The organism is Agrobacterium sp. O3.4, assembly GCF_041414895.1.
Taxonomy (GTDB): domain Bacteria; phylum Pseudomonadota; class Alphaproteobacteria; order Rhizobiales; family Rhizobiaceae; genus Agrobacterium; species Agrobacterium cucumeris.
The window spans coordinates 359,840-384,966 of record NZ_JALPZP010000001.1 but is presented as its reverse complement, the minus strand read 5'-3'; the positions used below and the strand labels follow the sequence as shown (position 1 = coordinate 384,966).

Here is a 25,127-nt window from a genome sequence, read left to right as displayed (position 1 = left end):
ACGAGTTATGGATCCTCGGGTCAAGCCCGAGGATGACCGAGGGTTTGAAAACCTCGCATCCGAGCGTTCGCTGAACGCATGCGCGTTTCAAGTAAAAAAATCGCACGATTTATATTGTTGGGAACACAAGCCCGCCCTGCAGCACGTGTTCTCGACCAAAGGTCGCTGCCTTTCGCCTTACGGAAACCATTGACGCGTTAAAGCGCAATCGCAAGAATCATTCTGCATCCCTCAAGGCGATGCCGCACCCGCATCCGGCGGACGCTGCAGGCGTGTGGCGGCAGCCTTGATTTTCGGCCACCAGCGCCGGGCCCGCACACGCGCCGCATGGCTGCCATTGCGCCACAGGCTGACTGTATCGGCCGTGACGGCATCGCTCGTAAACAGATGTCGATGGCGACCAATTGCCAGCGCCCGGTAGAGAAACAGCGTCGTGAGAGCCGAGAACAGCACAGACATCACCACATCGCTGAGAAAATGCCCACCGGCCGCGATACGAAGACCGGACATGAGGATAACCGCGCCGGCGGCGAAGCTGCCCATCGCAACACGACCGCGCCATTGCAGACGGGGCCAGACGAGTGCGCAGAGCGGCAGGAAAAAACTAGCGATCAGCGCCGTTTCCCCCGAGGAAAACGAACAGTTGGAAAAACACTGCGTGCTGAACTGGAAAGGCGGCGTAAATAGCTGTTGCCCGCCGAAATCGCTGACGCTGAACGGCCGGGCGCGACCAATATTGGCCTTCAGCACGCCGTTCACCAGAAGCCCGGCGCACAGAACCACCGGGCCGCAGAGGAAAGCCCAGACCCGCCAGCCGGTGCGCTGCAGGGAGCCAAGCCGGGTGTTGCCGATAAGGACGATGAAGGCCAGAATGGTGGCGAGCTCCGTCAGCTCGCGCAATGTGTCGCGAAACCACTCAGGCAGCGGCTCGCGGCCAGACCACAAATTTCCCTCGGGAGAGAAGAACAGCGAAGAGAACCCAAGATCGATGGATGGGAAGGTCGCAAACAGGATGACAAGCGCCAGGGTAACGAACATTACCCAGATGGTGATCCGCATATGCGAGAGGTCATTGTCCATTAGCGCCTCCCGGAATGCACTGCGGCAGCAGGCGCCACAGCCCGATTTCCCTGCCGTCGAGGAAGCCCGGCCCGGCAGTCCAGCGCGCAACCGGCGCCTCACCGGCAAGGCAGGCCGGCAGGCCATCCATGCTTGCCAGGAACAGGGGATTTTTGGCCTCACCGGCTTTCAGCGGATAAAGAAGCGCATAGTGGCTGGACGGCACGCCGGTTTCCGGCAATGCACGTGTCAGCGCCTGTTTTTCATCCCGCAGCTGATAAAAAAGCTCGGCCAATATGGAGCGATCGGAAGCGACAATGGCGTCCGCCCCCGCCTCTTTCGCCCGCGTAAAACCGGTGGACACCAATTCCGACCGACCGAGATAACGCTTCATCGCCAGCTCGCCGCTTGGCAGGCGCAGTTCGGTCCCGGCAATCGTCATGACGGGCAGCACAACGGCGACGATGCCACCGAGCACGAGGGTGGAGACCGTCAGCCAGCGCCGGGATGCCAGCACCGGCACCGCCAGAAGCACACCCGCGGCATAGGCTCCGACAGCCCAGTTGGCGAGCGCCCTCGACATCAAACCCTGCGCCGTGATCAGCAGCACGATCGGCACAGAGAGGGCGACCAGCGCCCGGGTTTCGGCACTCTTCGCCCGGAAGGTCGCGACGATCATGGCGACGAAGACGAACGGCCCGACAACACCCGCCTGCGAGAAGAAAAACTCAAGCGCCGGACCGATTTTCAGCTGAATGCCGTTCCAGTTGGCATTGTCGGCCGTATGGCGCGCGGTCATGAAATCATGTGCCGCATTCCACCACAGATTGGGAGCGATAACAGCGACGCAGACAAGGGCGGCAACGCCTGCGTCCCGCAGCCGAATGCGCCAGCCCATGCAAAGCCAGCCGGCGGCGATGAAGCAGGGCAGAAAATAGATCATCGCATATTTCGACATCAGGCCGAGGCCGAAACAGAGACCGAGCGCAAGGCTCCAACCCACTGCCGCCCTGCCCTCACTGCGGGCTTGCGCCAGCTTGCGCACGCAGATCATCGACAACACGATGAACAGCATCATCGGCGTATCGGTCGAAATCAGCAGGCTGCCGAGCGTCACGGCGGGCAACGTCAGATAGACGACGGCGGCGAGCGAAGCCAGCCTCACATCGTAGATCATCCGTCCAAGAACAAGGATGGCCGCCGCCGCGATGCCATGCACCACGGGTGCAGCCAACCGCACCTGAAAAGTACCTTCGCCACCGCCCAGAATGCTGAATGCACGAATGAGCCAGCCGATCAACGGCGGTTTGGAATAGGCGCCGAGAGCCATCTCCCGACCCCACAGCCAATATTGCGCCTCGTCGACGAACAGATCGGTCCGATTGAAGGCAAGGCCGAGGACGCGCAGCACCGTCACCAAAACGATGGCCGCAAGCGCCAGCGTCATCCACTGGCGCTGCTGGCTCGCCTGCGCATAGGGCAAAGCCGCTGCCCCGTCATGCATGCTGGCGGCGTTCTGCATGGATCAACCACAGATTTCGGGCATAGATGAACAGGCCGGACGCCTGTCCGATGATGAAGACCGGGTCGCGACGCCAAACCGCATAGGACAACAGCACAAGGCCGCCGAGAACGGAAAAATACCAGAAGGCCACCGGGATGACCGAACGGTTGGCCCGTTCCGACGAAATCCACTGAACCAGAAAACGCATGGTGAACAGCATCTGGCCCATGAAGCCGGTCATGACCCAGAGAAATTCCTTCCAGCTGTTCACATGCAGCATGGACCATATGGCCGGTGTATTCACGGCGATGTCTCCGTTTTGAAAGTTTCGGCCCAGCTTGCCCGCTTGCGCCGGCGCAACAGCCAGGCGACGCCGATCAGATCGTGAATGCCGACGAGCGCGCGGCCGATATTGGTGTAATGGGAATTGCCATGCTGCCGCGCCCGGTGCGTCACATCGACATGGGCGACCTGCCAGCCGTCGCGGTTAAACAGCGCCGGGAAATAGCGGTGGTGGTGATCGAAATAGGGCAAGGCGAGATAGGCATCGCGGCGGAAGGCCTTGAGGCCGCAACCGGTATCGCGCGTTCCGTCCTTCAATATCCGCGCCCGAAGCCCATTGGCAAAGCGTGAGGAAAGCCGTTTTCCAAGCGTATCGCGCCGGCCGACGCGCTGGCCGGCCACCAGCCCGAGGCGGCCGGCGGCACTGGCGGCAAGAAGCGGCGCGAGAAGCGCCGGCAGATTATCCGGCGGGTTCTGGCCGTCGCCGTCAAGCATGCAGATGACAGGCGCGCGCGCCGCCTGCACACCGCTATGGATCGCGGCCGATTGCCCGCCCTGGCGGTTGTGCCGCACCAGCCGCAGCATGGGATAGCGATCGCCGAGCGCAAGAACGGCATCCGCCGTGCGGTCGGAGGAAGCGTCATCCACCACGACGATCTCGAACTGGCCGACCGGCTGGCAGGCAGCCACGATCTCAGCCACGAGCGTTTCCACACTCGCTTCTTCATTGTGCATGGGCACGATAACGGCGAAATCCGGCGTCGATCGCAAAGTGGCTCCGTCACATCCGTCTGCGCGGGTGGCGCAAACATCATCGATAGTGGCAGGAGATGGAGCGCGAAAAGCTTGCATGAACATGAACGACCGTTGAACTTCGCACGGTATGCGCCCGTTCTGTTGCAGTTTTATAACGGGTACGACGCCTGAACAGGTCGGCGATTTTTTCGCGGTATGCGGGAAATAATCATACAAATTTCAGCCCTTTAACGTGGCCGTAAACAATTGTTGCGACGCTGCGGCAACGTTTTTTTGGGGGAGGAAACAGATGCCGGGTGCAAATCCGACTGCTGTCAGAGCTAAATCATTGTCAATCAAGGCCAAATTTGCGGGGCTCGTCACCGGTGCGACGCTGGTTTCCTGCCTGTCCGTGGGGCTGCTGTCCTATGAGATGGGTAAGTCGGGCCTGATCGACGCCAGCAAAATAAGGCTGGAGACGGTTGCAGGAAATCAGTCCAAGCAGCTGGACGCCTATACGCTGCGGGTTGAACAAAGCATTTCCGAACTGTCGCAAAATGCCGCGATCGCCCAGGCGCTGGAAACCATGACCAATGTCGTGCCGACGGAAAAGGATGCGATCATCCAGGCTTTCCGTCGCGAAGGTGTCTCCGAGGAAGAGCGCGCCTCCTTCAACGGCGAAGGATTGCGGTTGCTCTATGCCATTCGCCACGCGACGATCAACGCGACCATCGCCAGCGTCTGGCGCAACACCCGGGTCAGCGATATTTATGTGATCGACAAGACCGGGCTGATTATCTATTCCGTCACCAAGGGCAAGAACTTCCTGACCAGTGTCAAGGACCCCGAGAACAGCGCGATCAAGGAATTGTTCGATCGCGTTGAAGCCGGCAAGGACGGTGTCGTCAGCACGACCGGATTTACCGGCGGCGCGAATGATTCAGCCATGGTCGGCATGCCGCTCGCGGTCTCCAACTGGGGCCAGCTGCAGCGCAAGGGCGCCGTCATCATGCGCATTTCAGCCGACCGCATCGGCGCGGTGGTCACGCCGGAGGAAACCGGCAAGACCATTGATGACGCCGTTCTTCTGACGGCGGAGGGCAAGCGCCGGGCAGGCGTGCTTTCGGGCGGCGCAGATGCCGCGGTTTCGGAAAGCCTCGCGGCCCTCTCCAGCACCAGCGAAGCCGGAACGGTGATGGCGCAGACATCTGCGGGCAACATCTTCTATGCCTATCGCCCGGTCTCCGTCTTCGGTCAGAAGCATCTTCTGGCCATCGGCCAGCAGGAAAGCAAGGTTCTCGCAGCCGCCAATGATCTGGCCTTCTGGGCGACGCTGGCGACACTGGCGGTGCTTGCCGTCATGACGCTTGTCGGCATCTTCGTTTCCGCCAGCCTCACCAAGCCGCTGACTGGCCTTGCCAGGCTGATGGAGCGCCTGAACGGTGGTGAAAACAACATCGAGATCAAGGCGGTTTCCCGTGGCGACGAGATCGGCACCATGGCGCGCGCGCTGGAATCCTTCCGTCAGGGCATTCTGGACAAACAGAACATGGAAGCCGAGTCCCATCGCAAGAGCGAAGAACTGGACGAGGAACGCGCCCAGCGCGAGATGGAAAAGGCAAGAAGCGCCAAGGAACTCGAAGAGGCCGTCGATGCGCTTGCCTCCGGCCTTGCCCATCTTGCAGCCGGCAGGCTCGATCTGCGCATTGAAAAATCCTTCGTGCCGTCGCTCGATCATCTGCGCATCGACTTCAACAACTCCATGGCGGGGCTGGAAGCGACAATCGCCAATATCGGCGAAAGCGCCAATGCCATCCGCTCCGGCTCCGGCGAGCTGAAAAGCGCATCGGAAGATCTGTCGCGGCGCACGGAACGGCAGGCGGCCGCCCTTGAAGAAGCGGCAGCCGCACTGGGCGACATGACGCAGGCCGTCAATGTTTCGCTTTCACGCTGCGATGTCGCAGTTGGTACGACAGCGGAAACCATGCAGGACGCCCATAAATCCACGGCTGTCGTGAAAGAAGCCATCGTCGCCATGGAGCGTATCGAAACCTCGTCGTCCAAGATCCGCCAGATCATCGACGTCATCGACCAGATCGCCTTCCAGACCAACCTTCTGGCGCTGAATGCCGGCGTGGAAGCGGCGCGTGCCGGTGAAGCCGGAAAGGGCTTTGCTGTCGTGGCGCAGGAAGTTCGCGAACTCGCGCAGAAATCGGCAGCCGCCGCCCGCGACATTACCACACTGATCGCCACTTCGGCGGGCGATGTGGAAAGCGGCGTGGCGCTGGTGCTGAAGACCGGCGAAAGCCTGGAGCAGATCCAGAAACGCATCCAGTCGGTCAACGACCAGATCGGCGCGATTGCCACGGCCTCGCGCGAACAGTCCGGCCGCCTCGGCGAGATCAATGCCTCGGTCAACGAACTCGATCATGTGACGCAGCAGAATGCGGCGATGGTGGAGGAAACCACGGCAGCGGCTTTCTCGCTGGCCAACGAGGCGGATGGCCTGACCGAACAGGTAGGGCAATTCTCCGTCGGCCATACCCAACAGCGGGATCAGCGTTACGCGGCATAAGCCGCAACGAAAAAAGGCCGGAGGCAAAACCTCCGGCCTTTTTATTTGTGCCGGGCTCCCAGGGGCCAAAGCCCCTGGGAACGCGCCGGCGAAGGGAGATCACGATGACCCTCGCCGGCTTCCGGGGAGGAGCTCAGAAGAAGCCGACCTTGTTCGGGCTGTAGGAAACGAGCAGGTTCTTGGTCTGCTGGTAGTGGTCGAGCATCATCTTGTGGGTCTCGCGACCGATGCCCGACTGCTTGTAGCCACCGAATGCCGCACCCGCCGGATAGACGTGATAGCAATTGGTCCACACACGGCCCGCCTCGATGCCGCGACCGGCGCGATAGGCGATATTGGTATCGCGGCTCCAGACGCCGGCACCCAATCCGTAAACCGTGTCATTGGCGATTTCGAGCGCCTCTTCCACCGTCTTGAAGGTGGTGACGGAAACGACAGGACCAAAGATTTCCTCCTGGAAAATCCGCATCTTGTTGTTGCCTTCAAAAACGGTCGGCTGGATGTAATAACCGTCCTTCAGATCGCCAGTCAGCGTCTTGCGGTCGCCGCCGGTCAGAACCTTGGCGCCTTCCTTCTTGCCGATTTCCAGATAGCTCATGATCTTGTCGAACTGTTCCTGCGAGGCCTGTGCGCCCAGCATGGTCGACGGATTGAGCGGATCGTCCTGGCTGATGGCCTGAACGCGCTTGATGGCCTTTTCCATGAAGCGGTCATAGATCGATTCATGCACCAGCGCCCGCGACGGGCAGGTGCAGACCTCACCCTGATTGAGCGCGAAGAAGGCGAAACCTTCGAGTGCCTTGTCGAGGAAGGCGTCGTCCTCGTTCATCACATCGGCAAAGAAGATGTTCGGCGATTTGCCGCCCAGTTCCAGTGTAATGTTGGTGACGTTATCGGCCGCATAACGCATGATTTCCTTGCCAACCGAGGTGGAACCGGTAAAGGCGATCTTGGCGATGCGATTGCTTTGCGCCAGCGGCTTGCCGGCTTCGAGGCCCGTGCCGTTGACGATGTTGAGAACGCCGGGCGGCAGCAGATCTTCGATCAGTTCCATCACGACGAGAATGGAGGCAGGTGTCTGTTCCGCCGGTTTCAGCACCACGCAATTGCCGGCGGCAAGCGCCGGTGCAAGCTTCCACGCCGCCATGAGGATCGGGAAGTTCCACGGAATGATCTGGCCGACAACACCGAGCGGTTCATGGAAATGATAGGCGACGGTGTCGTTGTCGATCTGACCGATCGTGCCTTCCTGCGCGCGGATGCAGCCCGCAAAATAACGGAAATGATCGATGGCCAGCGGAATATCGGCATTGGTGGTCTCACGCAGCGGCTTACCGTTATCCCAGGTTTCGGCCCGGGCGATGAGGTCGAGATTTTCCTCGATGCGCTGGGCGATCTTGAGCAGGATATTGGAGCGTTCGGTTATGCTCGTCTTGCCCCATTTGTCGCGGGCCTTGTGGGCGGCATCCAGCGCAAATTCAATATCGGATGCGTCTGAACGCGGAACTTCGCAGATCTTGTGGCCAGTAACGGGGGAAAGATTATCCATGTAGCGGCCAGATTTCGGCTCCACCCATTTGCCGCCGATGTAGTTGCCGTATTTCAGCTTGAAGGGCGCTTCGCCGGCTTTCTGCTGAACCTGAATATTCATGATTTCATCCTCCCTGATGAAAACGATCCGTGACGGATCGCATGGGAGGAAGGTGGGCCTAGATAGTACGGTCGGGTAGAGGGGCGGCGCGGTTCCGCAGCGCACATTGTCTCACATCTGCGACAGACCCGCTGCGGGATGGCTTAAACAGCCTCAATGCACGGCAAGCTTCTTCATCTTGCGATGCAGCGTGGCCCGGCTGATGCCGAGCAGCGATGCGGCCTGCGTGACATTGCCATTGGTGCGCGACAGGACCCGTCGCAGCGCCGAACGCTCCGCTTCGGCGAGGTCGGAGCCGCTGTCATGACGCTCCTCCTGCAGAATATCGGCAGCCGGCAAACCCTGCGCAATGGCATGGTCGTCAAGCTTCAACGCCAGACGGGCGGCACGTGTCGCACCGAGAACGAGATCGTCCTGATCCACCGCCAGCAGCGAAAGCGCCGCACCGAAACCGCTCGGCACCACGACGATACGTGCGCCCGGAAAGGCCCGGCGGAAAAGATTACCCTCGATGCGCTGCGCCGCATCCCTCACCGCCTGGGTGACGAAGGAGAAGGTCATTTCGTTGATGTCGTCGCGGCAGGTGGAAATATCGAGCGCACCTGTCACCCGGCCGGTGTGATCGCGGATCGGCGCAGTGGTGCAGCAGAGTTCGGTATTTGACGTGAAGAAATGCTGGTCGCGATAGACCACCACCGAACGCTCGTCGACAAGTGCCGTGCCGATGCCGTTGGTGCCGACGCTCGCTTCGCTCCAGACGGCGCCGGACCAGAGGCCGAGCGCGCGGAAGTCCCGGTCGTCGCCGGCGGCACCCCGCCGTTCCAGCGCAACGCCCTGCGCATCGGTCAAAAGCAGGCAGCAGCCGGATTTGCCGACACTGTGAAAGATGCGGTCGAGTTCGTCGGTGCTTTCGGCGATCAAGCCGGCAGCACTTTCACGGGCGCGGCGAAATTCGAATTCGCTGAGAAAGATCGGCTTGCGGTTTTCCTCCGGCGCAAGACGATGCTTGACCATGCAGCGGCGCCATGAAGCGACAATCGGAGAACTTGCGGCTGCGGAACGGTGGCGCGCTGTTTCATACACGCGTTCTGCATGGGCGATGTCGGTCGGCATACGCTCCTCCCAAAGCTTTTCGGCGATGGTGCGCTGGAAGCGTTCATGTTTCAACTAAAAACTTCGCGACCGGCATGGCCGGACGCAACCGCGGGCTGCGGCCAGCCTATCGAGCCGCCTTGAAGTAACGCCGGCCGTCACTCGCGTCGGTTTCCTCCTCAACCGAAAGAAACGTGTCATCGACGAGATTGGCGATGGAATTCAGCGGACCGGGCTTGCCGAAAAAGAAGCCCTGCACCTGCAGGCAGCCTTCACGGCGCAGGAATTCGATATGGGCCTTGGTCTCCACCCCTTCCGCCAGCACCGGTATATTGAGGCTGTGCGCCAGAATGAGCGTCGAGCGGACGATTGCCTCCGACTGCACGTTGGTCGACAGGCCGTCGATGAAAGCGCGGTCGATCTTGATCTTGTCGAAAGGGAAACTCTGCAGGGTCGATAGTGAGGAATAGCCCGTACCGTAATCGTCCATGGCGATCTTGACGCCAAGCGACTTGAGCTTGCGGATCGTGACCAGCGCGTGGCGATGGTCGGCGATGATGCTGCCTTCGGTGATTTCCAGTTCGAGCCTCTCCGGCGCAAGTCCGGTCTCCAGAATGATCCTCTCGACCTTTTCGGGGAAATCATTGTCAGCGAGCTGCTGCGGCGCGACATTCACGGCGATGGAAAGCGACTTCTTCCAGAGCGCGGCCTGCGCGCAGGCTTCGCGGAGAACCCATTCACCGAGTTCGACGATAAAGCCGGTCTGTTCGGCAATCGGAATGAACTCAGCGGGAGAAACCATGCCCCGTTCAGGGTGCTTCCAGCGCAAAAGCGCCTCGAAACCGACGATGCTGCCGCTTTTGGTATCGTTCTGCTGCTGGTAATAAAGCTCGAATTCCTTGTTGGCGAGACCACTGCGCATGGCAATGGCAAGCGCGTTGCGTTCGCGGGCAGCCTCATCCATGGATTTGTCGTAGAAGCAGATCGTCTCCGAAATGCCGCCCTTTGCCCGATACATGGCGACATCGGCCTGCGCCATCAGCGTGTCGGCATCGATGGCGCCGCTGTTGCGGACTGATATGCCCACACTTGCGCCCACGGAAAATGTCTGCCCGTTCCACTCGACCGGCTTGCTGATCTGCTCGATCAGTCGCTGGGCGAATTCCGCACCATCGGCACGTGTATAATAGGAATGGGTCATCGCCACGAATTCATCGCCACCCATGCGCGCCAGAAACTCCCCGGCCTTCAGCACGGAACTCGCCCGGTCGGCAATGGCGCGCAGCACCGCGTCCCCCGCCGCGTGACCATGCACGTCGTTAATTTCCTTGAAACGGTCGAGATCGATGGACAGAAGTGCGGTATGCGCGCCGAGGGAGATATGGCGCGTGCGGCGGTTGAGATGTTCGATGAAGGCCGCGCGATTGGGAATGCCCGTCAGCGGATCGTGCAGCGAAAGATGACGATAACGGGCAACCGCCTGCTGGGTGGACTGGGCATCGATGACATAGGTGGAAAGACCGAGCGCCAGCAGCAGAAGCGTGACCGCGATGGCACCTCCGCCCATGATGGCCGGCGGCAGCAGGTTCTCGGGAATGACGACGCGAGGATCAAACGCGAAGGACATCGAGGCCATGCCGGTATAATGCATCGAGGCGATGGCGAGGATCAGAAACGTCACCGCACTATATTGGCAGAACCGGTTGAGCGGCCGCGCCACTCTGTTGACGGCAATCCCGCCCAGCACCGCCCCCAGCACCAGCGAGGCGATGACATAAGCCTGGTTCCAGAAAATCACGCCCTGTACATTATAAGCGGCCATGCCGGTGTAATGCATCGCCGCGATGCCAAGACCCAGGATGACGCCACCGGCTTCCACCAGCGCACTGCGTCCGGCATAGGCGGAAATGCCGAAGCCGGCAGTCGTGGTGGCAATGGCGATAAGGAGCGAAAGTCCCGTCAGATAGGGATCGTAACCCACCTCGCCTGCCGCGGAATAACCCAGCATCGCCACGAAATGGGTGGTCCATATCGCAGCGCCACCATTCACACCCGCCAGAAACAGCCAATTGACCTTCTGCAGCCCGGTCGCCAGACGCGCTCTCGAGAAAAGACGTATTGTAACGAAGCTTCCCAACATGCACACGAAAACCGCTGCGGCGGTGTATCGGAAGTCATGATCGATGGCGAGGCACTGGAGAACGGTCAGCATTGTTGTCTACACAATTGGAATTCCGTGCAGCTTTATCATTTGCCAGGTTTTCAGCTAGTTTATATGCATGGATAAGCACATATTAAAAGTTGCAACAAACGAGTGAATTAGTTGCAACTAATAAAATCCTGGCTAGACGATCGTGAAAACTGGCCGCTCTTGTCTTTATGGGTCTTTTGTATTATAGCGCCCGCACCCGTGTAGACACCCTTGGAGGCAACGCGGGCGGGATGGCTCCATGGGCCTCTCCAGTTCAGGCCGCATCGTCGGCGTGAACTCTCCATATAACCTCGAAAGGAATTGCCATGAGCAAAGAATCGTATGAGCTCAAGGCCGAGGCGCGCGAACGAGTTGGTAAGGGGTCCTCTCGTGAACTTCGCCGCAACGGTTTGATTCCCGCTGTCATCTACGGTGACAAGCAGGCCCCCGTTTCTATCGCACTCTCGACCAACGAAGTCACCAAGCGTATCCACGCTGGCGGTTTCATGACGACGGTTGCGACCATCGACGTCGACGGCAAGAAGATCAAGGTTCTCCCGAAGGATTACCAGCTTGATCCGGTCCGCGACTTCACCATGCATGTCGACTTCCTGCGCGTTTCGGGCAACACGCTCGTCAACGTTGAAGTTCCGGTTCACTTCGAAAACGAAGAAAAGTCGGACATCAAGATCGGCGGCGTTCTGAACATCGTTCGCCACACGGTGGAATTCCACTGCCCGGCCAACGACATTCCGGAATTCATCACGGTTGATCTGTCCGGCCTGAAGATCGGCGACAGCGTCCACATCTCGAATGTGAAGCTGCCGAAGAACATCTCGCCTGTTATCGCCGACCGTGACTTCACGATCGCAACGATCGTCGCTCCGGCTGCAGGCGTTGCAGACGAAACGACCGAAGAAGCTTCCGAAGAATAATCGGCGGCCGCAAGGCCGGATAGCTTTGCGCATTGAGGCCCGTTCCGTTTTCGGAACGGGCCTTTTAGTTTTTATGAACTTTAAAAACAGAAAGCCCGCGGACCGTGCAGGACGCCCACCCTGTTTTAGCGTCGATTAACACTTCCATGAAACGATACCCTCGCGCTGTCGTGGAAACTCCGGACGGATGAAAACGGCGCGCAAAAATTCAGGGGCAAAGGGTAGCTGCAATCAAACATGGCTCATTCCGTCGAAAGCCGCTTTATCGCGATTGTTTCCGGCGCACTTCTTACAGTGGTCGCTCCGCTCTTTACCCTTTTGCTGACGCTCTCCTACAACGAGGCCATCCGTAGCCAGCGCAATCACCTTGAGATTCTGCTGTCGACAAATTCGCAGGCGCTCGCCCGTCCCCTATGGGATATGGATGACGACACCATAAATCAGATTACCGGAACCCTTGTTTCCGACCCGATGATCAAGATGGTCGAGGTCAAGGACACGTCCGGACAGCTCGATATCGTGCAGACGGCCGGTAGCGATTTCATTCAGGATGCTGCCTCAACCACGCGCGAGGTAACCTACAAGACGACGAAGGGCACTGTCACCGTTGGCGAACTGACGGTCTATTACGACAATGTCAGCCTTCTCACCTCTCTCAGCCGCACCGAAATGGCTTTCATCACCATTTTCGTTCTCGCCATCCTCACCATCGTTCTGGCGGCGATTGCCGGCAACCGCTTCATGGTCATCCGCCCGCTGATGCGGCTTGCGGCAGCGATAGAGGCGACACGGCGCCTCGGCTCCCGCCATCATGTCGACTGGCGCTCGAAGGATGAGATCGGCCGGCTGGCGAAAAGCTTCAACGAAATGCAGACCCAGCTTGAAAAGGAAGAGCTGGAAATCAAGAACGCCCATGAGCGCAAGACGGAAATCTACAACCGCACACCCGCCATGCTGTTCTCGCTCGACAGGTACGACCGGATTGCCGCCGTCAGCGATTATTGGGTGCAGGCGACGGGTTATGGCCGCGCCCGGATACTGGGCCTCAACTTCGCCGATCTTATCCACCCGGATGACCGTTCCCTGTTCCGGGAACGCAAGGCGGCGCAACAGTCGCCCGAGGCTTCGCAGGTCGGCATCACCATCCGCTTTCATTGCATGGGTGGCAGCGTCATGGATGCGCTCATCCTTGAAAAAGCCCTCGATTCCGGCGATGCGGCACAGCAGAGCACATGCCTGTGCGTCATGACTGACGTGACCGAATTGCGCCAGTCGGAAAAACGCAACCGCCAGCAGGCCATTTCCGACCATCTGACCGGCCTCTTCAACCGTCAGGGTTTCGAGGCGATCCTAGACCTGCAGATCCGTGAAGCGGACACGAACGACAGCGAACTGGCCTGCCTGTTCATCGATCTGGACCGGTTCAAATCCATTAACGACAATCTCGGCCATGCGGTGGGCGACGCGGTTCTGCGTGAATTCACGCTGAAACTCGAACCGCTGCTGACGCCTCTCGACAGCGCCTCGCGTCTCGGCGGCGATGAATTCGCGATCCTGCTTGCCGGCGACACGGTGGAAGAACGCGCCCTGCAGTTCTGCGAGCGGATTTGCGCCATACTGGATACGCCTTTTGAGATCGGCAGCAACAGCATCCGCCTCAGCGCCAGCATCGGCATGGCAGTCTATCCGCTGCACGCCACCAGCGCCTCCGAGCTTCTGCAGAATGCCGACATGGCCATGTATAGCCGCAAAAGAACGGGCAAGAACGGCTCGCAGATCTTCGATCCGTCGATCATGGACCGGGCACGCGAACATGCCGAACTGGAGCGGGATATCGCACAGGCGCTTTCCGAAGGCTGGTTCGAGGCGCATTTCCAGCCGATTCAAGACCTCGCAAAGGGCGGAATAGCGGGCTTCGAGGCCTTGCTGCGTCTCAACCACCCGGAAAAGGGTCTGCTCTCCCCCGCCGCCATCATCAGCCTTGCGGAAGAAAACGGCACCATCAATCGTATCGGCAATGTCATTCTCGATCAGTCGATCGCCAACCTTGCCAGGCTGTCGCGCCTGCCGGGCATGGAACAGACCTATGTAGCCGTGAATTTTTCACCGCTGCAATTCGAACCGGGCTTGCCGACGCGGATCGCCGGCGTTCTGCACCGGCACGGCATTGTTCCCAAGCGACTGGTCATCGAGATAACCGAGGCCGTCATCATGAAGGACGACCCGCAAATCCGGGCAATCCTCAACGCCATTCACCAGCTCGGCTGCCGCATCGCTCTGGATGATTTCGGCACGGGTTATTCCTCGCTCAGCTATCTCAGCCGTTTTCCGGTCGATATCGTCAAGATCGACCAGTCCTTCACCCGCTCCATCTGCGACGATGCGGTGGAAATCAGGCAGCGCAACCGCATGCTGGTCGAAGGCATAGCCGCCATCTCGCACAAGATGAACTGCACCGTCATCGCTGAAGGCGTCGAGACGGAAGAGCAGAAGGAACTTCTGACGGAAATAGGCGCCGATTACGGACAGGGCTATTTCTTCGCAAGGCCGCAGCCCGTCGAAAGACTGATCACCACACTGGACGCAATGTCCGATATTGGCCGCATTGCGGCACGGCAAGCGTGAAGCGGTGGAAAGAGCCATGGGATTGATCCGCATTTGTCTGATCTTTCTTGCTTTCGCACTCCTGTTTGCCCCATGGCCGGCCAGCGCGGCCAAGCTTTTCCTGACGACCGAAGTCTATCCTCCGTATAATCTGCAGGCCGCCGATGGCAGCGTGCAGGGCGTCTATTTCGACCAGCTGAAAATCATGCTGGAGGAAACCGGCACCAGCTACGAAGTCGCTGTCATGCCCTGGGCGCGGGCAATTGCGCTCGCCGCGACACAGACAATGCATTGCGTCTTCGCCACGGCGCGAACGCCGGAGCGGGAAAAACTCTTCAAATGGGTCTCACCGATCCACACCGATCGCAACATTCTCGTGGCGCGCCGCAAGGCGGATATCAATGTCTCCAGCCTTCAGGACGCAAAGAAATACCGCGTCGGCACCCAGCGCGGCGACTATACCGAAGCGCTTCTGGAAACGCTCGGCTTCCCGCTGGTGGATGTCGGCGCAGATTTCCAGATCACCCTTCACAAGCTGAAAGCAGGGCGCATCGACCTGATGCCCATGTCGGAAAGCACCTTCAAAACTCTGCCGGCCGACACCTTCAGGGAAGTGATTACCCTGACGCGACAACAACTGGGCCTTGCCTGCAACAAGAGCGTTCCCGACGCGCTCATCGCAAAATTGCAGGCTCGGCTGGACGGGCTGATCGCTGACGGAACCCAACAGCGCATATTCGACCGCTACAACCTCGTCAGCCCCTGAGCGGCATCCCGCACATCCATAAAAAGATTGACAGTCGGCGCATTTCGGGGTGGTGACAACAGCATCATCAGGTAAAACGCGGACATGCCCCCATGAAGATCATCGCAGGACTTGGTAATCCCGGCGCCCAATATGCGGGAAACCGCCACAATATCGGTTTCATGGCCGTCGACGCGCTGCAGCGCCTGCCCTCCTTTTCGCCCTGGGCGCGAAAGTTCAAGGCGGAGATTTCCGAAGGTGAAATCGCCGGCGAGAAGGTTCTGCTGATGAAACCGCTGACCTATATGAACCTTTCCGGCGAATCCGTCGGCGAGGCCATGCGCTTCTTCAAGCTCTCGCCCGGCGACATCATCGCCATCCATGACGAACTCGATCTTCTCGCCGGCCGCACCCGCATCAAGACGGGCGGCGGTCATGGCGGCCATAATGGCCTGAAATCGCTCGATGCCCATTGTGGCAAGGAATACCGCCGCCTGCGCCTCGGCATTGGCCACCCCGGCGACAAGGAGCGGGTGCACGGCCACGTACTCGGCGATTTCGCCAAGGCCGACCGGGTCTGGCTCGATCCGCTTTTGGACGCCATCGCCGACAACGCCGCCATGCTGGTGAAGGGTGAGGATTCGCAGCTGATGAACAAGCTGGCGCTGGCCACAGGCAGCAAGCCGGAGGCCGAAAAACCGGTGAAGGCGGCCAAACCCGCCGGGCAGTCCCACATCCATCAGGCCCGCAACAGCGCCCAGCCGAAAAAACTGCCGGAAACCGGGCCGATGGCAGAAATGCTGAAGCGCATGTTCGGCAAGAAAGACTAACTCGAATGCCTTCAGAGACCCTTGCCCTGCGCAAAGCCGGTCCCGGCGATCTGCCTGGCCTGCTTGAACTTTACCAGGCGCTCAATCCATCGGACCCCGCGTTGACGGTGCAGGAGGCTGGCGCGCCCTTCGCCGCCATGCTTGAGCAACCGGGCCTGACCGTGTTTTTGGCAATGCATGACGGAAAGCCGGTTGCGACCGCCACGCTTCTGGTTGTTCCAAACCTGACGCGCGCCGCCCGCCCCTATGCGCTCATCGAGAATGTCGTGACGCTGGAAGCCCTGCGCGGCCGGGGATATGGCCGCATGGTCGTGCGCCATGCCATCGAGGCCGCTTTTGCCGCAAACTGTTACAAGGTCATGCTGCTGACGGGCCGTGACGACCCCGCAGTTCATGCCTTTTACGAATGCTGCGGTTTTGTGCAGAACAAGACCGGCTTTCAGATCCGGAGCGAGAATTTCCAGTAAAGGTGCATAGCGGTTTTACGTCCGGAAAATGCGTAAAACAAAATACGCTCACTCTTCCGGCTCGGTGGTGAACATCAAGGGAAAACCGGCTTCCTTGCCGAGATCGGTCGCCTCCTTGGCCTTGGTCTCGGCGATGTCGCGCTCACAGACAACAACCACCGCGCTGCCGAAGCGATGCGCCGTCATCATCACCCGGTGGCCAGTCTCCTCGCTCATGCGAAAGACGGCCTTCAGCACCACGGTGACAAATTCGCGCGGCGTATAGTCGTCATTCAGCAGCATGACCTTGTAGAGCTTCGGCCGCTCCAGCTTCGGTTTGACTTTCGGTTTCGGTTTGAGGTCGACAGGACTGTCACTCATGATTGTCGCTCGTCATGGTGGTTCATCATCGTGGTTCAGGGGGAAAATCCCGCTGGATGGCGAAAGATCGCGCTTTGGACCCGCTTATATTGCGCCGCAACCGCGCTATCGGCAAGCCTGCCCGGAAATCGGCACCTTTCGCAGGGCTTTGCCAGCCCAAATCGGCCCGCGGGCTTGACCTTGCCCTGCCCTTTCCGCAAAAGGCTCCTCAACGAATTCTTTCAAACGGACAGGTTTCAAGCCATGGGCTTCAAATGCGGTATCGTCGGGCTGCCGAATGTCGGCAAGTCCACCCTCTTCAACGCGCTGACGAAAACGGCCGCCGCACAGGCCGCCAACTATCCCTTCTGCACCATTGAGCCGAACACCGGCGAGGTTGCCGTGCCCGATCCACGCATGCAGCAGCTTGCCGCCATCGCCGGTTCGAAGGAAATCATTCCGACCCGCATCTCCTTCGTGGACATTGCCGGTCTGGTGCGTGGCGCATCGAAGGGTGAAGGCCTCGGCAACAAGTTCCTCGCCAATATCCGCGAAGTCGATGCCGTCGTGCACGTGCTGCGTTGCTTTGAAGACGACGATATCACCCATGTGGAAGGCCGCATCAACCCGGTCGGCGATGCCGAAACAATCGAGACCGAGCTGATGCTCGCCGACCTCGAAAGCCTGGAACGCCGCGTCGAGCAGACCCGCAAGCGCGCCAGCAGCAAGGACAAGGAATCCCTCGCCCAACTGCCCGTCATGGAAGCCGTCATCACGCTGCTTAACGGCGGAAAGCCGGCACGCCTGCTGTTGAAGACGCTGGCAGCCGAGGAGATCGAAATCCTCAAGGGCCTCAACCTTCTGACGTCGCACCCGGTGCTTTATGTCTGCAACGTCTCGGAAGCCGATGCATCCTCCGGCAACGAGCATACCGAGGCCGTCGCAGTGATGGCAAAGCAGCAGGGCGCCGAATGCGTGATCATCTCGGCGGCGATCGAAGCCGAAGTTGCACAGCTTCCAGCTGATGAAGCCGAGGAATTCCTCTCGGCGCTCGGTCTTAACGAGGCCGGCCTCGACCGCCTAATCCGCGCCGGCTATCACCTGCTCGACCTCATCACCTATTTCACCGTTGGCCCGAAGGAAACACGCGCCTGGACGATCGTGCGCGGCACCAAAGCCCCCGCCGCCGCCGGCGTCATCCACACCGATTTCGAACGCGGCTTCATTCGCGCCTTCACCATCGGCTTTGACGACTACATCGCCTATAAGGGCGAAGTGGGCGCCAAGGAAGCCGGCAAGGGACGCGACGAAGGCAAGGAATATGTCGTTCAGGATGGCGACGTCATCCACTTCCGCTTCAACACCTGATCAGGTTTGGACGGGGCTTGCTTCTTCTGAAGCGCTAGGTGCCACGGATCCGCTTATTTCTTCTCCCCGTCCGGGGAGAAGGTGGCTCGAAGAGTCGGATGCGGGATAACCTCTCCGCATATCTCTACCCTCGCCCCCTCATCCCGCTGCCGCGACCTTCTCCCCGGCGGGGAGAAGAAACGGGCCTCACCCGCTCGCCATCCCTCCCTCGCATCACACCTTCGATTTGACCTTTACGTAAAGGGAAAAATCATCTTAGATGCGCCGACCTTGACTGTGCGAAGGGAGGACGCCATGACGCCGGTCGCGATTTACACCTATGAGGATTTTTCCGTTGGACGGGAATTTCCCCTCGGACCGCAATCGATTTCCGCAGAGCAGATCATTGCTTTCGCCAGCGAATTCGACCCGCAACCCATGCATCTTTCCGAAGAAGCCGGCCGCCAGAGCATTCTCGGCGGGCTGGCGGCATCAGGCTGGCACACCTGCAGCCTGCTGATGCGGATGATGGCAGACAGCTATATTGCCAGTTCAACCTCGCAGGGCAGCCCCGGCATCGATTACGTCGACTGGAAAAAGCCGGTTCTGGCCGGAGATACGCTTTCGGGAAAATCCATCGTTCTGGAACAGCGCCCTTCCGCGTCGCGCGCTGGCATCGGCCTCGTGAAATTCCGCCATGAGCTTTACAATCAGCGCGGTATTCTGGTCGCGCAGGGCGAAAACACCGTAATGTTCCTGATGCGGGCAGACGGAGGCCTTGCAGCATGAGACTGGCAGAATTATCCCCGATCGGCGAGCGCGTCACCCTCGACACGCTGCATTTTTCCGCCGAAGACATCATTCGCTTCGCCCGCGATTTTGATCCGCAGCCGTTCCACCTCGATGCCGATGCCGCCAGAAACAGCGTTTTCGGCGGCCTCTGCGCTTCCGGCTGGCACACGGGCGCGGGCTGGATGAAGTGTTTCCTGTCCCATTGGGCAAAAGAGGTCAAAAGGCTGAAACAGCAGGGCATTGAGCCACCGCGGCTCGGCCCCTCCCCGGGGTTTCGAGAGCTCAAATGGAAGAAGCCGGTGTTTGCCGGTGATGATGTGACCTATTTCGTCACGCTGCTCGATACCCGTCCGCTGGAATCCCGCGCCGGCGTCTGGCTCAACACCACCTTCAACGAAGGCGTAAACCAGTCGGGAGAAACGGTGCTGACCTTCCGCAGCGGGGTTCTGGAGTTCGAATAGGCACTGGCCCCTATCACGCCGCCGCGATACCCTTCAGCAGGAATCGCGGCGGGCCGGTAAATATGGATGATATTCTCAAGGGTTATGCCGAGGCAGCAACGCCCGAGCTGATTTCCAGGTTCGAAAATCTCGACTGCGGGGCAGTTTACGCACCCGTCATCGACCTGCTGCCGACGACACCCTCCCGGATCGCAGATATTGGCAGCGGCACCGGCCGCGACGCCGCATGGTTTGCCGCGCAGGGCCACGACGTTCTCGCCGTCGAGCCGGTCGGAGAGCTTCGTGAACCCGGCATGCAGTTACATTCATCGGAGAAAATAATCTGGCTGGATGACACCTTGCCCGCGCTGACAAGGGCTCGCTGCTATGGCGCCTTTGATCTGGTTGCCCTGTGCGGCGTCTGGCACCACATCCATCACGATGCAAGGCGCGCTGCGATGGAAAGCCTCTCGGCGATGACGGCGACAGGTGGATTGCTGATCATGTCGCTGCGTCATGGCCCGGCGCCCGAGGGCCGCCGCGCCTTTGCCATTTCCCCGGCGGAAACCATAAACGAGGCCGCCCGTCTTGGCTTCACGTTAATCCGGGAAGCGGAGGTGGGTTCCATTCAGGCCGGGAACCGCGCTCTGGGCGTTCACTGGACATGGATTGCCTTGCGAAAAACCGGCAGAACGAGCGGGCTGCTGCAGCAGCCCTGACCGTTATTTCTGACTTAATGGCCGGAAAACTCCACCAGCGTCCGTACCTCGACGCCAAGGTCCTCAAGCTTCTTGCGACCACCGAGATCGGGCAGATCGATAACAAAGCAGGCGGAGACGATATCCGCGCCCATCTGCCGCAAAAGCTTGACCGCGCCTTCGGCAGTGCCGCCGGTCGCGATCAGATCGTCGACCAGAATGACCTTCTCGCCGGGCTGCACGGCGTCCACATGCATTTCCATTTCGTCCACGCCATATTCCAGGCTGTAGGCGACCCGCACCGTGGTGTGTGGCAGCTTGCCCTTCTTGCGGATGGGCACGAAACCGGCCGAGAGCTGATGCGCCACCGCCCCGCCCAGAATGAAGCCGCGTGCTTCCATGCCGGCGATCTTGTCGATCTTCGTTCCCGCATAGGGCTGCACAAGCTCGTCCACCGCCCGGCGGAAAGCCCGCGGATTGCCAAGCAAAGTGGTGATGTCCCGGAAGATGATGCCCGGCTTCGGATAGTCGGGAATGGAACGGATGGCAGCGGAAAGCTCCGAAGCGATAAGGGTCATGGGATTTCCATTTATATGGGAATGGATCAGAAGGTTCGGGCCACCCTATCAACTTGCCGGCTGTGGACCAACAAAAAAGGACCGCGACCGTCGGCCCTCATCTGTTGGTATTGAACCTCAACAGTCTGGGTCGCGTGAACTGCGATCGGACAACGCCCTTGTCCGACAGGCAGCAAAAAAGCCCCCACGGAAACCGTGGGGGCCGTTGATTGCAGCCGCTTGAAACCGGCTCAATGTTCCTTGTTGGCGTAGATCGATTTCTTGGTCAGATAGATCAGTGCCGTGAAGATGAACAGGAACACCATGACCATGAAACCAGTGCGCTTGCGCTGTTCCAGATGCGGCTCCGCAGCCCACATCAGGAAGGCAGAGACGTCCTTGGAATATTGATCCACCGTCTGCGGTGCACCGTCATCATAGGTCACCTGATCGGCGCTGATCGGCGGCGCCATCTTCAGCGCCACGGCGCTGACGAAATACGGGTTGAAATGCGTGCCTTCCGACACTTCAACACCGGCCGGCGCATCCTGATATCCGGTCAGCAGCGCATGGATATAATCCGGGCCGCCTTCCTGGTAACCGCCGATGATCGGGATCATGTCGATGATGAATTGCGGGAACCCGCGTTCAACACCACGCGCCTTGGCAAGCAGCGACATATCAGGCGGTGCGGCCCCGCCATTGGCGGCGGCTGCCGCCTCGTGGTTCGGGAACGGCGAAGGGAAGTGATCGGAAGGTACGGCCTTGCGGCTATACATTTCGCCATCGGCGTTCGGGCCGTCCTGCACTTCATATTCGGCAGCGAAAGCCTTCACCTGATCTTCCGAATAACCGAGATCTCCCAGCGTGCGGAAGGAAACAAGGCTCATCGAATGGCAGGCGGAGCAGACTTCCTTATAGACCTTGAGACCACGCTGCAGCTGGCCTTTGTCGTATTTGCCGAAAGGTCCGGCAAAGGACCAGCTCTGCTCCTCGGGCTTGATGACCGGGAAGTGACCGCCGGCAACCGCATGTTCGGTCTTGGTGGCAAGGTCATGGCTCTCCTCGGCCGCGAATGCGGCGGAGGAACAGCCAATGGCGGCGATGAGCGCGATGCTCGTGAGAAGCGTCTTCATTGTCGTCATCCTTCCTTCGCGCTCAGATCTGGGCGGCCGCTGGCGCGGCACCCTTCTTGGCGGCGTTCTTTTCAAGAACGGCCTCGGTAATGGAATTCGGAATACGCCGCGGCGTTTCGACCAGACCGAGGATCGGCATGATGACGAGGAAGAACCCGAAATAGTACAGCGTGCCGATCTGCGACATGACGACATAGAGGCCTTCCGCAGGACGTGAACCCAGCCAGCCGAGCAGGATGGCGTTGACCACGAAAATCCAGAAGAACAATTTGTACCACGGACGATAGACTGCGGAGCGAACCTTCGACGTATCGAGCCAGGGCAGGAAGAACAGCACGATGATCGCGCCGAACATCACGAGAACGCCACCGAGCTTGGAATCGATCGGCCCGATATTGAAGGTGATGGCGCGCAGCATCGCGTAGAACGGCAGGTAATACCATTCCGGCACGATATGCGCCGGCGTCTTCAGCGGATCCGCCATGATGTAGTTATCAGGGTGGCCGAGGAAGTTCGGCATGTAGAAGATGAACCAGGCATAGGCGATGAGGAACACCGAAACGCCGAGCGCATCCTTCAACGTCGCATAGGGCGTGAAGGGGACCGTATCGGTCTTGCTCTTCACTTCCACGCCGGTCGGGTTGGTCTGGCCGGTCACATGCAGCGCCCAGATATGCAGGATGACGACACCCGCGATCATGAAGGGCAGCAGGTAATGCAGCGCAAAGAAGCGGTTGAGTGTCGGATTGTCGACCGCAAAGCCGCCGAGCAGGAACTGCTGGATCCATTCACCAATCAGCGGGAAAGCCGTGAAGAAGCCGGTGATGACGGTCGCACCCCAGAAGGACATCTGACCCCAGGGAAGGACGTAGCCCATGAAGCCCGTCGCCATCATCAGCAGATAGATCACGCAGCCGAGGATCCAGAGGATTTCGCGCGGCGCCTTGTAGGACCCGTAATAAAGACCACGGGCAATGTGCAGATAGACCGCGATGAAGAAGAACGACGCGCCGTTGGCGTGCATATAACGCAGCAGCCAGCCGTGGTTGACGTCACGCATGATCTTTTCGACGGAATTGAAGGCAACCGTCGTTTCAGCGGCATAATGCATGGCAAGCACGACGCCGGTGAGGATCTGCACGATCAGCATGACGGAAAGCATCGCACCGAAGGTGTAGGCGTAGTTCAGGTTACGCGGGACAGGATAGGCAACGAAGCTGTCATAGATCAAGCGCGGCAAGGGAAGCCGCGAATCGATCCACCTTTCGATGCCGGTGGACGGCTGATAACTGGAATGGCCACTCATGAATATCTGTCCCCTTATCCGATCTTGATCACGGTATCGGATGTGAATGCAAATGTCGGGATGGCGAGGTTCTGCGGCGCCGGACCCTTACGAATGCGGCCCGCCGTATCGTAGTGCGAGCCATGGCAGGGACAGAACCACCCGCCGAAATCGCCGGCCTGGCCGAGCGGAACGCAACCGAGATGGGTGCAGGAACCGATCATGACGATCCAGTTCTCCTTGCCCTCACCGGCCGAACGGTCAATATCCGTCGCCTGGGCGTCGACGGCGATATTGGCATTGCGTGCCACCGGATCCTTGAGATCGCCGAGAGCGACCGCCTTGGCTTCATCGATTTCCTTTTCCGTGCGGTTGCGGATGAAAATCGGCTTGCCGCGCCACTTCACGGTAAGCGACATGCCCGGCTCGACCGCCGCGACATTCACTTCGATGGAAGCGAGCGCCAGCGTCGATGCATCGGGACGCATCTGGTCGATGAAAGGCCATGCGACTGCAGCAGCGCCAACGGCGCCCGTCATTCCGGTTACTAGATAAAGAAAATCGCGACGGGTCGGTTCACCCGAGGCGTCGTGATTGGTTACGTGCTCGCTCACCGCTACACCATCCTCTGCGCTGTTTTTGCCGTAAATCGCATGAGTCCTCCCGCTATGATTTGATCCAGGACAAACTCCGTCCCATCGTCCTGGACACAACTGCGGCATAAAGAAACCGCGTCATTGTGTTTGATCGCAAAATATTGACTGACTTGGCAAGAGCAAAGCACACAAAGCTGCCGTAATTCTGCCTGAGGGGGCCGATTTGTTTCGCATTTTTCCCGAGCCTTGGCAGGCGGGCAACATTGTGCCCGCCTGTGCCCCATGGTACGAGACGCACAGGGAGAGCTTGGAAAGCAGGGATTCGGATGACGGCGAAGCTCGCTTGCATGGTCTCCACCGTGGTGGCTGCCGTTCTTTTCATCGCCAGCCTGCGCTATGTGACGGATTTCTGGCTTCTCGCCTTCGTCACAAGTTTCCAGCTTCACATCGCCATTGTCTGTATCCTGTTGTCGTGCCTCATCTTTTGGGTGACGCGCGATGCGGTTTCCGCCCTGCTCGTGGTCTGGTCGCTGGCGCTTGCCATCCACGCCATCGCCATGCTGATGGAATTCTCCACATCCGCCAATCCGCCATCGGATGCGAGGCCCTTCCGGCTTTTGTCCTTCAACGTGCTGATGGACAATGCCGCCAACGCGGATGCGATTGCCGACACCATTCTCGAATCAGGCGCGGATGCGGTCTATCTGTTCGAAGCGGCGGCGCTGCAATCGGCTCTGCCACGGCTTCAGCAAACCTATCCCCACAGGCTTGGCTGTTATTCGGGAACACCGACCTGCGACCTTTTGATCCTGTCGAAGCGACCGTTGCTGGAAGGCCGTTTCCACAGCCTTAGCGATCTGCGCCGCGACCGTTTCGCAATCACCAGCGTCGATGTCGACGGCACGGAACTGACGCTTGCCGCCGGGCACATCACCAAACCCTATTTCGACGATTATCACCGCGATGAGCTGGATGAGGTCAGCGAAATTCTATTTCGCGTCACCGGGCCGCTCATTCTGGCGGGAGACTTCAATTCGGCGAGCATCGCCCCCGACATGCGCGCTTTCCTTTCCGCCAACGAGCTGAAGAAAGCGACCTGGGAACCCGCCACCTGGCCGACGGAAGCCGGCCGCTTCGGCATCGCCATAGACCACATCTTCGCCCGCGCGCCGGCAACACTGATGAAGACGACCCGCCTGCCCGACAGTCTGGGTTCCAATCATTACGGACTGATGGCGGATTTCATGATCGGAAAATAGCGCGCGTC

Annotated in this window: 23 protein-coding genes; 11 read left to right on the top strand and 12 right to left on the bottom strand. The window is 59.6% G+C overall.

Annotation, left to right across the window (positions count from 1 at the left end; all coding sequences use genetic code 11):
* Positions 1 to 231: 231 nt before the first annotated feature.
* From M0412_RS01810 to M0412_RS01795, 4 genes are read right to left on the bottom strand one after another with little or no spacing between them, the layout of a single operon-like run.
* Positions 232 to 1,080: a phosphatase PAP2 family protein gene (locus tag M0412_RS01810; RefSeq protein ID WP_269702111.1), complete on the bottom strand. Its 849-nt coding sequence runs from the start codon at positions 1,078 to 1,080 to the stop codon at positions 232 to 234.
* Positions 1,070 to 2,581, bottom strand: coding sequence for a glycosyltransferase family 39 protein (locus tag M0412_RS01805; protein ID WP_269702110.1), 1,512 nt, complete (start codon positions 2,579 to 2,581; stop codon positions 1,070 to 1,072). Before M0412_RS01805 ends, M0412_RS01810 begins: the two co-directional genes overlap by 11 nt.
* Positions 2,556 to 2,843 (bottom strand): lipid-A-disaccharide synthase N-terminal domain-containing protein, encoded by a 288-nt coding sequence (locus M0412_RS01800; protein ID WP_142840682.1) that lies wholly within the window; start codon positions 2,841 to 2,843, stop codon positions 2,556 to 2,558. Before M0412_RS01800 ends, M0412_RS01805 begins: the two co-directional genes overlap by 26 nt.
* Positions 2,844 to 2,863: 20 nt before the next feature.
* Positions 2,864 to 3,703, bottom strand: a complete 840-nt coding sequence (locus M0412_RS01795) for a glycosyltransferase family 2 protein (protein WP_269702109.1) — start codon at positions 3,701 to 3,703, stop codon at positions 2,864 to 2,866.
* Between the two features lie 187 nt (positions 3,704 to 3,890).
* Here M0412_RS01795 and M0412_RS01790 point away from each other — a divergent pair, with 187 nt between their 5' ends.
* Complete coding sequence (locus M0412_RS01790) at positions 3,891 to 6,155, top strand: methyl-accepting chemotaxis protein (RefSeq protein WP_309568473.1); 2,265 nt, start codon at positions 3,891 to 3,893, stop codon at positions 6,153 to 6,155.
* A gap of 133 nt (positions 6,156 to 6,288) precedes the next feature.
* Here M0412_RS01790 and adh read toward each other — a convergent pair whose 3' ends face one another.
* The 3 genes from adh to M0412_RS01775 form a co-directional block, all read right to left on the bottom strand.
* A complete protein-coding gene (gene adh, locus M0412_RS01785; protein WP_269702107.1) occupies positions 6,289 to 7,806 on the bottom strand; it encodes an aldehyde dehydrogenase in 1,518 nt (505 codons plus the stop codon).
* Positions 7,807 to 7,959: 153 nt separating this feature from the next.
* Positions 7,960 to 8,919 (bottom strand): helix-turn-helix domain-containing protein, encoded by a 960-nt coding sequence (locus M0412_RS01780; RefSeq protein ID WP_142840683.1) that lies wholly within the window; start codon positions 8,917 to 8,919, stop codon positions 7,960 to 7,962.
* A 106-nt stretch (positions 8,920 to 9,025) separates the two neighbouring features.
* Positions 9,026 to 11,110 carry a bifunctional diguanylate cyclase/phosphodiesterase gene (locus tag M0412_RS01775; protein ID WP_269702105.1) on the bottom strand — a complete coding sequence of 695 codons (2,085 nt, stop codon included), beginning with the start codon at positions 11,108 to 11,110 and terminating at the stop codon, positions 9,026 to 9,028.
* 305 nt (positions 11,111 to 11,415) lie between these two features.
* Here M0412_RS01775 and M0412_RS01770 point away from each other — a divergent pair, with 305 nt between their 5' ends.
* The 5 genes from M0412_RS01770 (at position 11,416) to M0412_RS01750 (ending at position 16,670) form a co-directional block, all read left to right on the top strand.
* The gene (locus tag M0412_RS01770; protein WP_269702103.1) at positions 11,416 to 12,024 is read left to right on the top strand and encodes a 50S ribosomal protein L25/general stress protein Ctc; all 609 of its coding nucleotides are present in this window, start codon (positions 11,416 to 11,418) and stop codon (positions 12,022 to 12,024) included.
* Between the two features lie 237 nt (positions 12,025 to 12,261).
* Entirely contained in the window at positions 12,262 to 14,649 is a 2,388-nt protein-coding gene (locus M0412_RS01765) for a bifunctional diguanylate cyclase/phosphodiesterase (protein WP_269702100.1), read from the top strand.
* 16 nt (positions 14,650 to 14,665) lie between these two features.
* Positions 14,666 to 15,394, top strand: a complete 729-nt coding sequence (locus tag M0412_RS01760) for an ABC transporter substrate-binding protein (RefSeq protein WP_269702098.1) — start codon at positions 14,666 to 14,668, stop codon at positions 15,392 to 15,394.
* A 92-nt stretch (positions 15,395 to 15,486) separates the two neighbouring features.
* Complete coding sequence (pth, locus tag M0412_RS01755; protein ID WP_142840372.1) at positions 15,487 to 16,203, top strand: aminoacyl-tRNA hydrolase; 717 nt, start codon at positions 15,487 to 15,489, stop codon at positions 16,201 to 16,203.
* 5 nt (positions 16,204 to 16,208) lie between these two features.
* Positions 16,209 to 16,670, top strand: coding sequence for a GNAT family N-acetyltransferase (locus tag M0412_RS01750; protein ID WP_269702094.1), 462 nt, complete (start codon positions 16,209 to 16,211; stop codon positions 16,668 to 16,670).
* A 48-nt stretch (positions 16,671 to 16,718) separates the two neighbouring features.
* Here the strand turns inward: M0412_RS01750 and clpS are convergent, their stop codons facing one another.
* Positions 16,719 to 17,030 (bottom strand): ATP-dependent Clp protease adapter ClpS, encoded by a 312-nt coding sequence (gene clpS / locus M0412_RS01745; RefSeq protein ID WP_046797956.1) that lies wholly within the window; start codon positions 17,028 to 17,030, stop codon positions 16,719 to 16,721.
* 243 nt (positions 17,031 to 17,273) lie between these two features.
* Here clpS and ychF point away from each other — a divergent pair, with 243 nt between their 5' ends.
* The 4 genes from ychF (at position 17,274) to M0412_RS01725 (ending at position 20,307) form a co-directional block, all read left to right on the top strand.
* Positions 17,274 to 18,377, top strand: coding sequence for a redox-regulated ATPase YchF (gene ychF / locus M0412_RS01740; protein WP_269702092.1), 1,104 nt, complete (start codon positions 17,274 to 17,276; stop codon positions 18,375 to 18,377).
* A gap of 294 nt (positions 18,378 to 18,671) precedes the next feature.
* Positions 18,672 to 19,145: a MaoC family dehydratase gene (locus M0412_RS01735; protein ID WP_269702090.1), complete on the top strand. Its 474-nt coding sequence runs from the start codon at positions 18,672 to 18,674 to the stop codon at positions 19,143 to 19,145.
* Positions 19,142 to 19,609: a MaoC family dehydratase gene (locus tag M0412_RS01730; protein WP_269702088.1), complete on the top strand. Its 468-nt coding sequence runs from the start codon at positions 19,142 to 19,144 to the stop codon at positions 19,607 to 19,609. The genes M0412_RS01735 and M0412_RS01730 overlap by 4 nt, the downstream gene beginning before the upstream one ends.
* A 62-nt stretch (positions 19,610 to 19,671) precedes the next feature.
* Positions 19,672 to 20,307 (top strand): bifunctional 2-polyprenyl-6-hydroxyphenol methylase/3-demethylubiquinol 3-O-methyltransferase UbiG, encoded by a 636-nt coding sequence (locus M0412_RS01725; RefSeq protein WP_269702086.1) that lies wholly within the window; start codon positions 19,672 to 19,674, stop codon positions 20,305 to 20,307.
* Positions 20,308 to 20,321: 14 nt separating this feature from the next.
* On the opposite strand, the gene M0412_RS01720 is transcribed toward M0412_RS01725, so the two are convergent.
* The 4 genes from M0412_RS01720 to petA all read right to left on the bottom strand — a co-directional run bounded on the left by M0412_RS01720 (position 20,322) and on the right by petA (position 23,878).
* Positions 20,322 to 20,864, bottom strand: a complete 543-nt coding sequence (locus M0412_RS01720; RefSeq protein WP_046797952.1) for an adenine phosphoribosyltransferase — start codon at positions 20,862 to 20,864, stop codon at positions 20,322 to 20,324.
* Positions 20,865 to 21,094: 230 nt separating this feature from the next.
* Complete coding sequence (locus M0412_RS01715; RefSeq protein ID WP_142840378.1) at positions 21,095 to 21,979, bottom strand: cytochrome c1; 885 nt, start codon at positions 21,977 to 21,979, stop codon at positions 21,095 to 21,097.
* 22 nt (positions 21,980 to 22,001) lie between these two features.
* On the bottom strand, positions 22,002 to 23,285 hold the full coding sequence (locus tag M0412_RS01710; RefSeq protein ID WP_137084964.1) for a cytochrome b N-terminal domain-containing protein: 1,284 nt from the start codon (positions 23,283 to 23,285) through the stop codon (positions 22,002 to 22,004).
* A gap of 14 nt (positions 23,286 to 23,299) precedes the next feature.
* Positions 23,300 to 23,878, bottom strand: coding sequence for a ubiquinol-cytochrome c reductase iron-sulfur subunit (gene petA, locus M0412_RS01705; protein WP_142840379.1), 579 nt, complete (start codon positions 23,876 to 23,878; stop codon positions 23,300 to 23,302).
* Between the two features lie 308 nt (positions 23,879 to 24,186).
* On the opposite strand from petA, the gene M0412_RS01700 reads away from it, so the two are divergent.
* Positions 24,187 to 25,119, top strand: a complete 933-nt coding sequence (locus M0412_RS01700) for an endonuclease/exonuclease/phosphatase family protein (RefSeq protein WP_269702080.1) — start codon at positions 24,187 to 24,189, stop codon at positions 25,117 to 25,119.
* Positions 25,120 to 25,127: the final 8 nt, after the last annotated feature.

Bases quoted from the DNA above. Each gene is read 5' to 3' on its own strand.
- M0412_RS01810 (WP_269702111.1), bottom strand. From the start codon at position 1,080: ATGGACAATGACCTCTCGCATATGCGGATCACCATCTGGGTAATGTTC.
- M0412_RS01805 (WP_269702110.1), bottom strand. From the start codon at position 2,581: ATGCAGAACGCCGCCAGCATGCATGACGGGGCAGCGGCTTTGCCCTAT.
- M0412_RS01800 (WP_142840682.1), bottom strand. From the start codon at position 2,843: ATGCTGCATGTGAACAGCTGGAAGGAATTTCTCTGGGTCATGACCGGC.
- M0412_RS01795 (WP_269702109.1), bottom strand. From the start codon at position 3,703: ATGTTCATGCAAGCTTTTCGCGCTCCATCTCCTGCCACTATCGATGAT.
- M0412_RS01790 (WP_309568473.1), top strand. From the start codon at position 3,891: ATGCCGGGTGCAAATCCGACTGCTGTCAGAGCTAAATCATTGTCAATC.
- adh (WP_269702107.1), bottom strand. From the start codon at position 7,806: ATGAATATTCAGGTTCAGCAGAAAGCCGGCGAAGCGCCCTTCAAGCTG.
- M0412_RS01780 (WP_142840683.1), bottom strand. From the start codon at position 8,919: ATGCCGACCGACATCGCCCATGCAGAACGCGTGTATGAAACAGCGCGC.
- M0412_RS01775 (WP_269702105.1), bottom strand. From the start codon at position 11,110: ATGCTGACCGTTCTCCAGTGCCTCGCCATCGATCATGACTTCCGATAC.
- M0412_RS01770 (WP_269702103.1), top strand. From the start codon at position 11,416: ATGAGCAAAGAATCGTATGAGCTCAAGGCCGAGGCGCGCGAACGAGTT.
- M0412_RS01765 (WP_269702100.1), top strand. From the start codon at position 12,262: ATGGCTCATTCCGTCGAAAGCCGCTTTATCGCGATTGTTTCCGGCGCA.
- M0412_RS01760 (WP_269702098.1), top strand. From the start codon at position 14,666: ATGGGATTGATCCGCATTTGTCTGATCTTTCTTGCTTTCGCACTCCTG.
- pth (WP_142840372.1), top strand. From the start codon at position 15,487: ATGAAGATCATCGCAGGACTTGGTAATCCCGGCGCCCAATATGCGGGA.
- M0412_RS01750 (WP_269702094.1), top strand. From the start codon at position 16,209: ATGCCTTCAGAGACCCTTGCCCTGCGCAAAGCCGGTCCCGGCGATCTG.
- clpS (WP_046797956.1), bottom strand. From the start codon at position 17,030: ATGAGTGACAGTCCTGTCGACCTCAAACCGAAACCGAAAGTCAAACCG.
- ychF (WP_269702092.1), top strand. From the start codon at position 17,274: ATGGGCTTCAAATGCGGTATCGTCGGGCTGCCGAATGTCGGCAAGTCC.
- M0412_RS01735 (WP_269702090.1), top strand. From the start codon at position 18,672: ATGACGCCGGTCGCGATTTACACCTATGAGGATTTTTCCGTTGGACGG.
- M0412_RS01730 (WP_269702088.1), top strand. From the start codon at position 19,142: ATGAGACTGGCAGAATTATCCCCGATCGGCGAGCGCGTCACCCTCGAC.
- M0412_RS01725 (WP_269702086.1), top strand. From the start codon at position 19,672: ATGGATGATATTCTCAAGGGTTATGCCGAGGCAGCAACGCCCGAGCTG.
- M0412_RS01720 (WP_046797952.1), bottom strand. From the start codon at position 20,864: ATGACCCTTATCGCTTCGGAGCTTTCCGCTGCCATCCGTTCCATTCCC.
- M0412_RS01715 (WP_142840378.1), bottom strand. From the start codon at position 21,979: ATGAAGACGCTTCTCACGAGCATCGCGCTCATCGCCGCCATTGGCTGT.
- M0412_RS01710 (WP_137084964.1), bottom strand. From the start codon at position 23,285: ATGAGTGGCCATTCCAGTTATCAGCCGTCCACCGGCATCGAAAGGTGG.
- M0412_RS01700 (WP_269702080.1), top strand. From the start codon at position 24,187: ATGACGGCGAAGCTCGCTTGCATGGTCTCCACCGTGGTGGCTGCCGTT.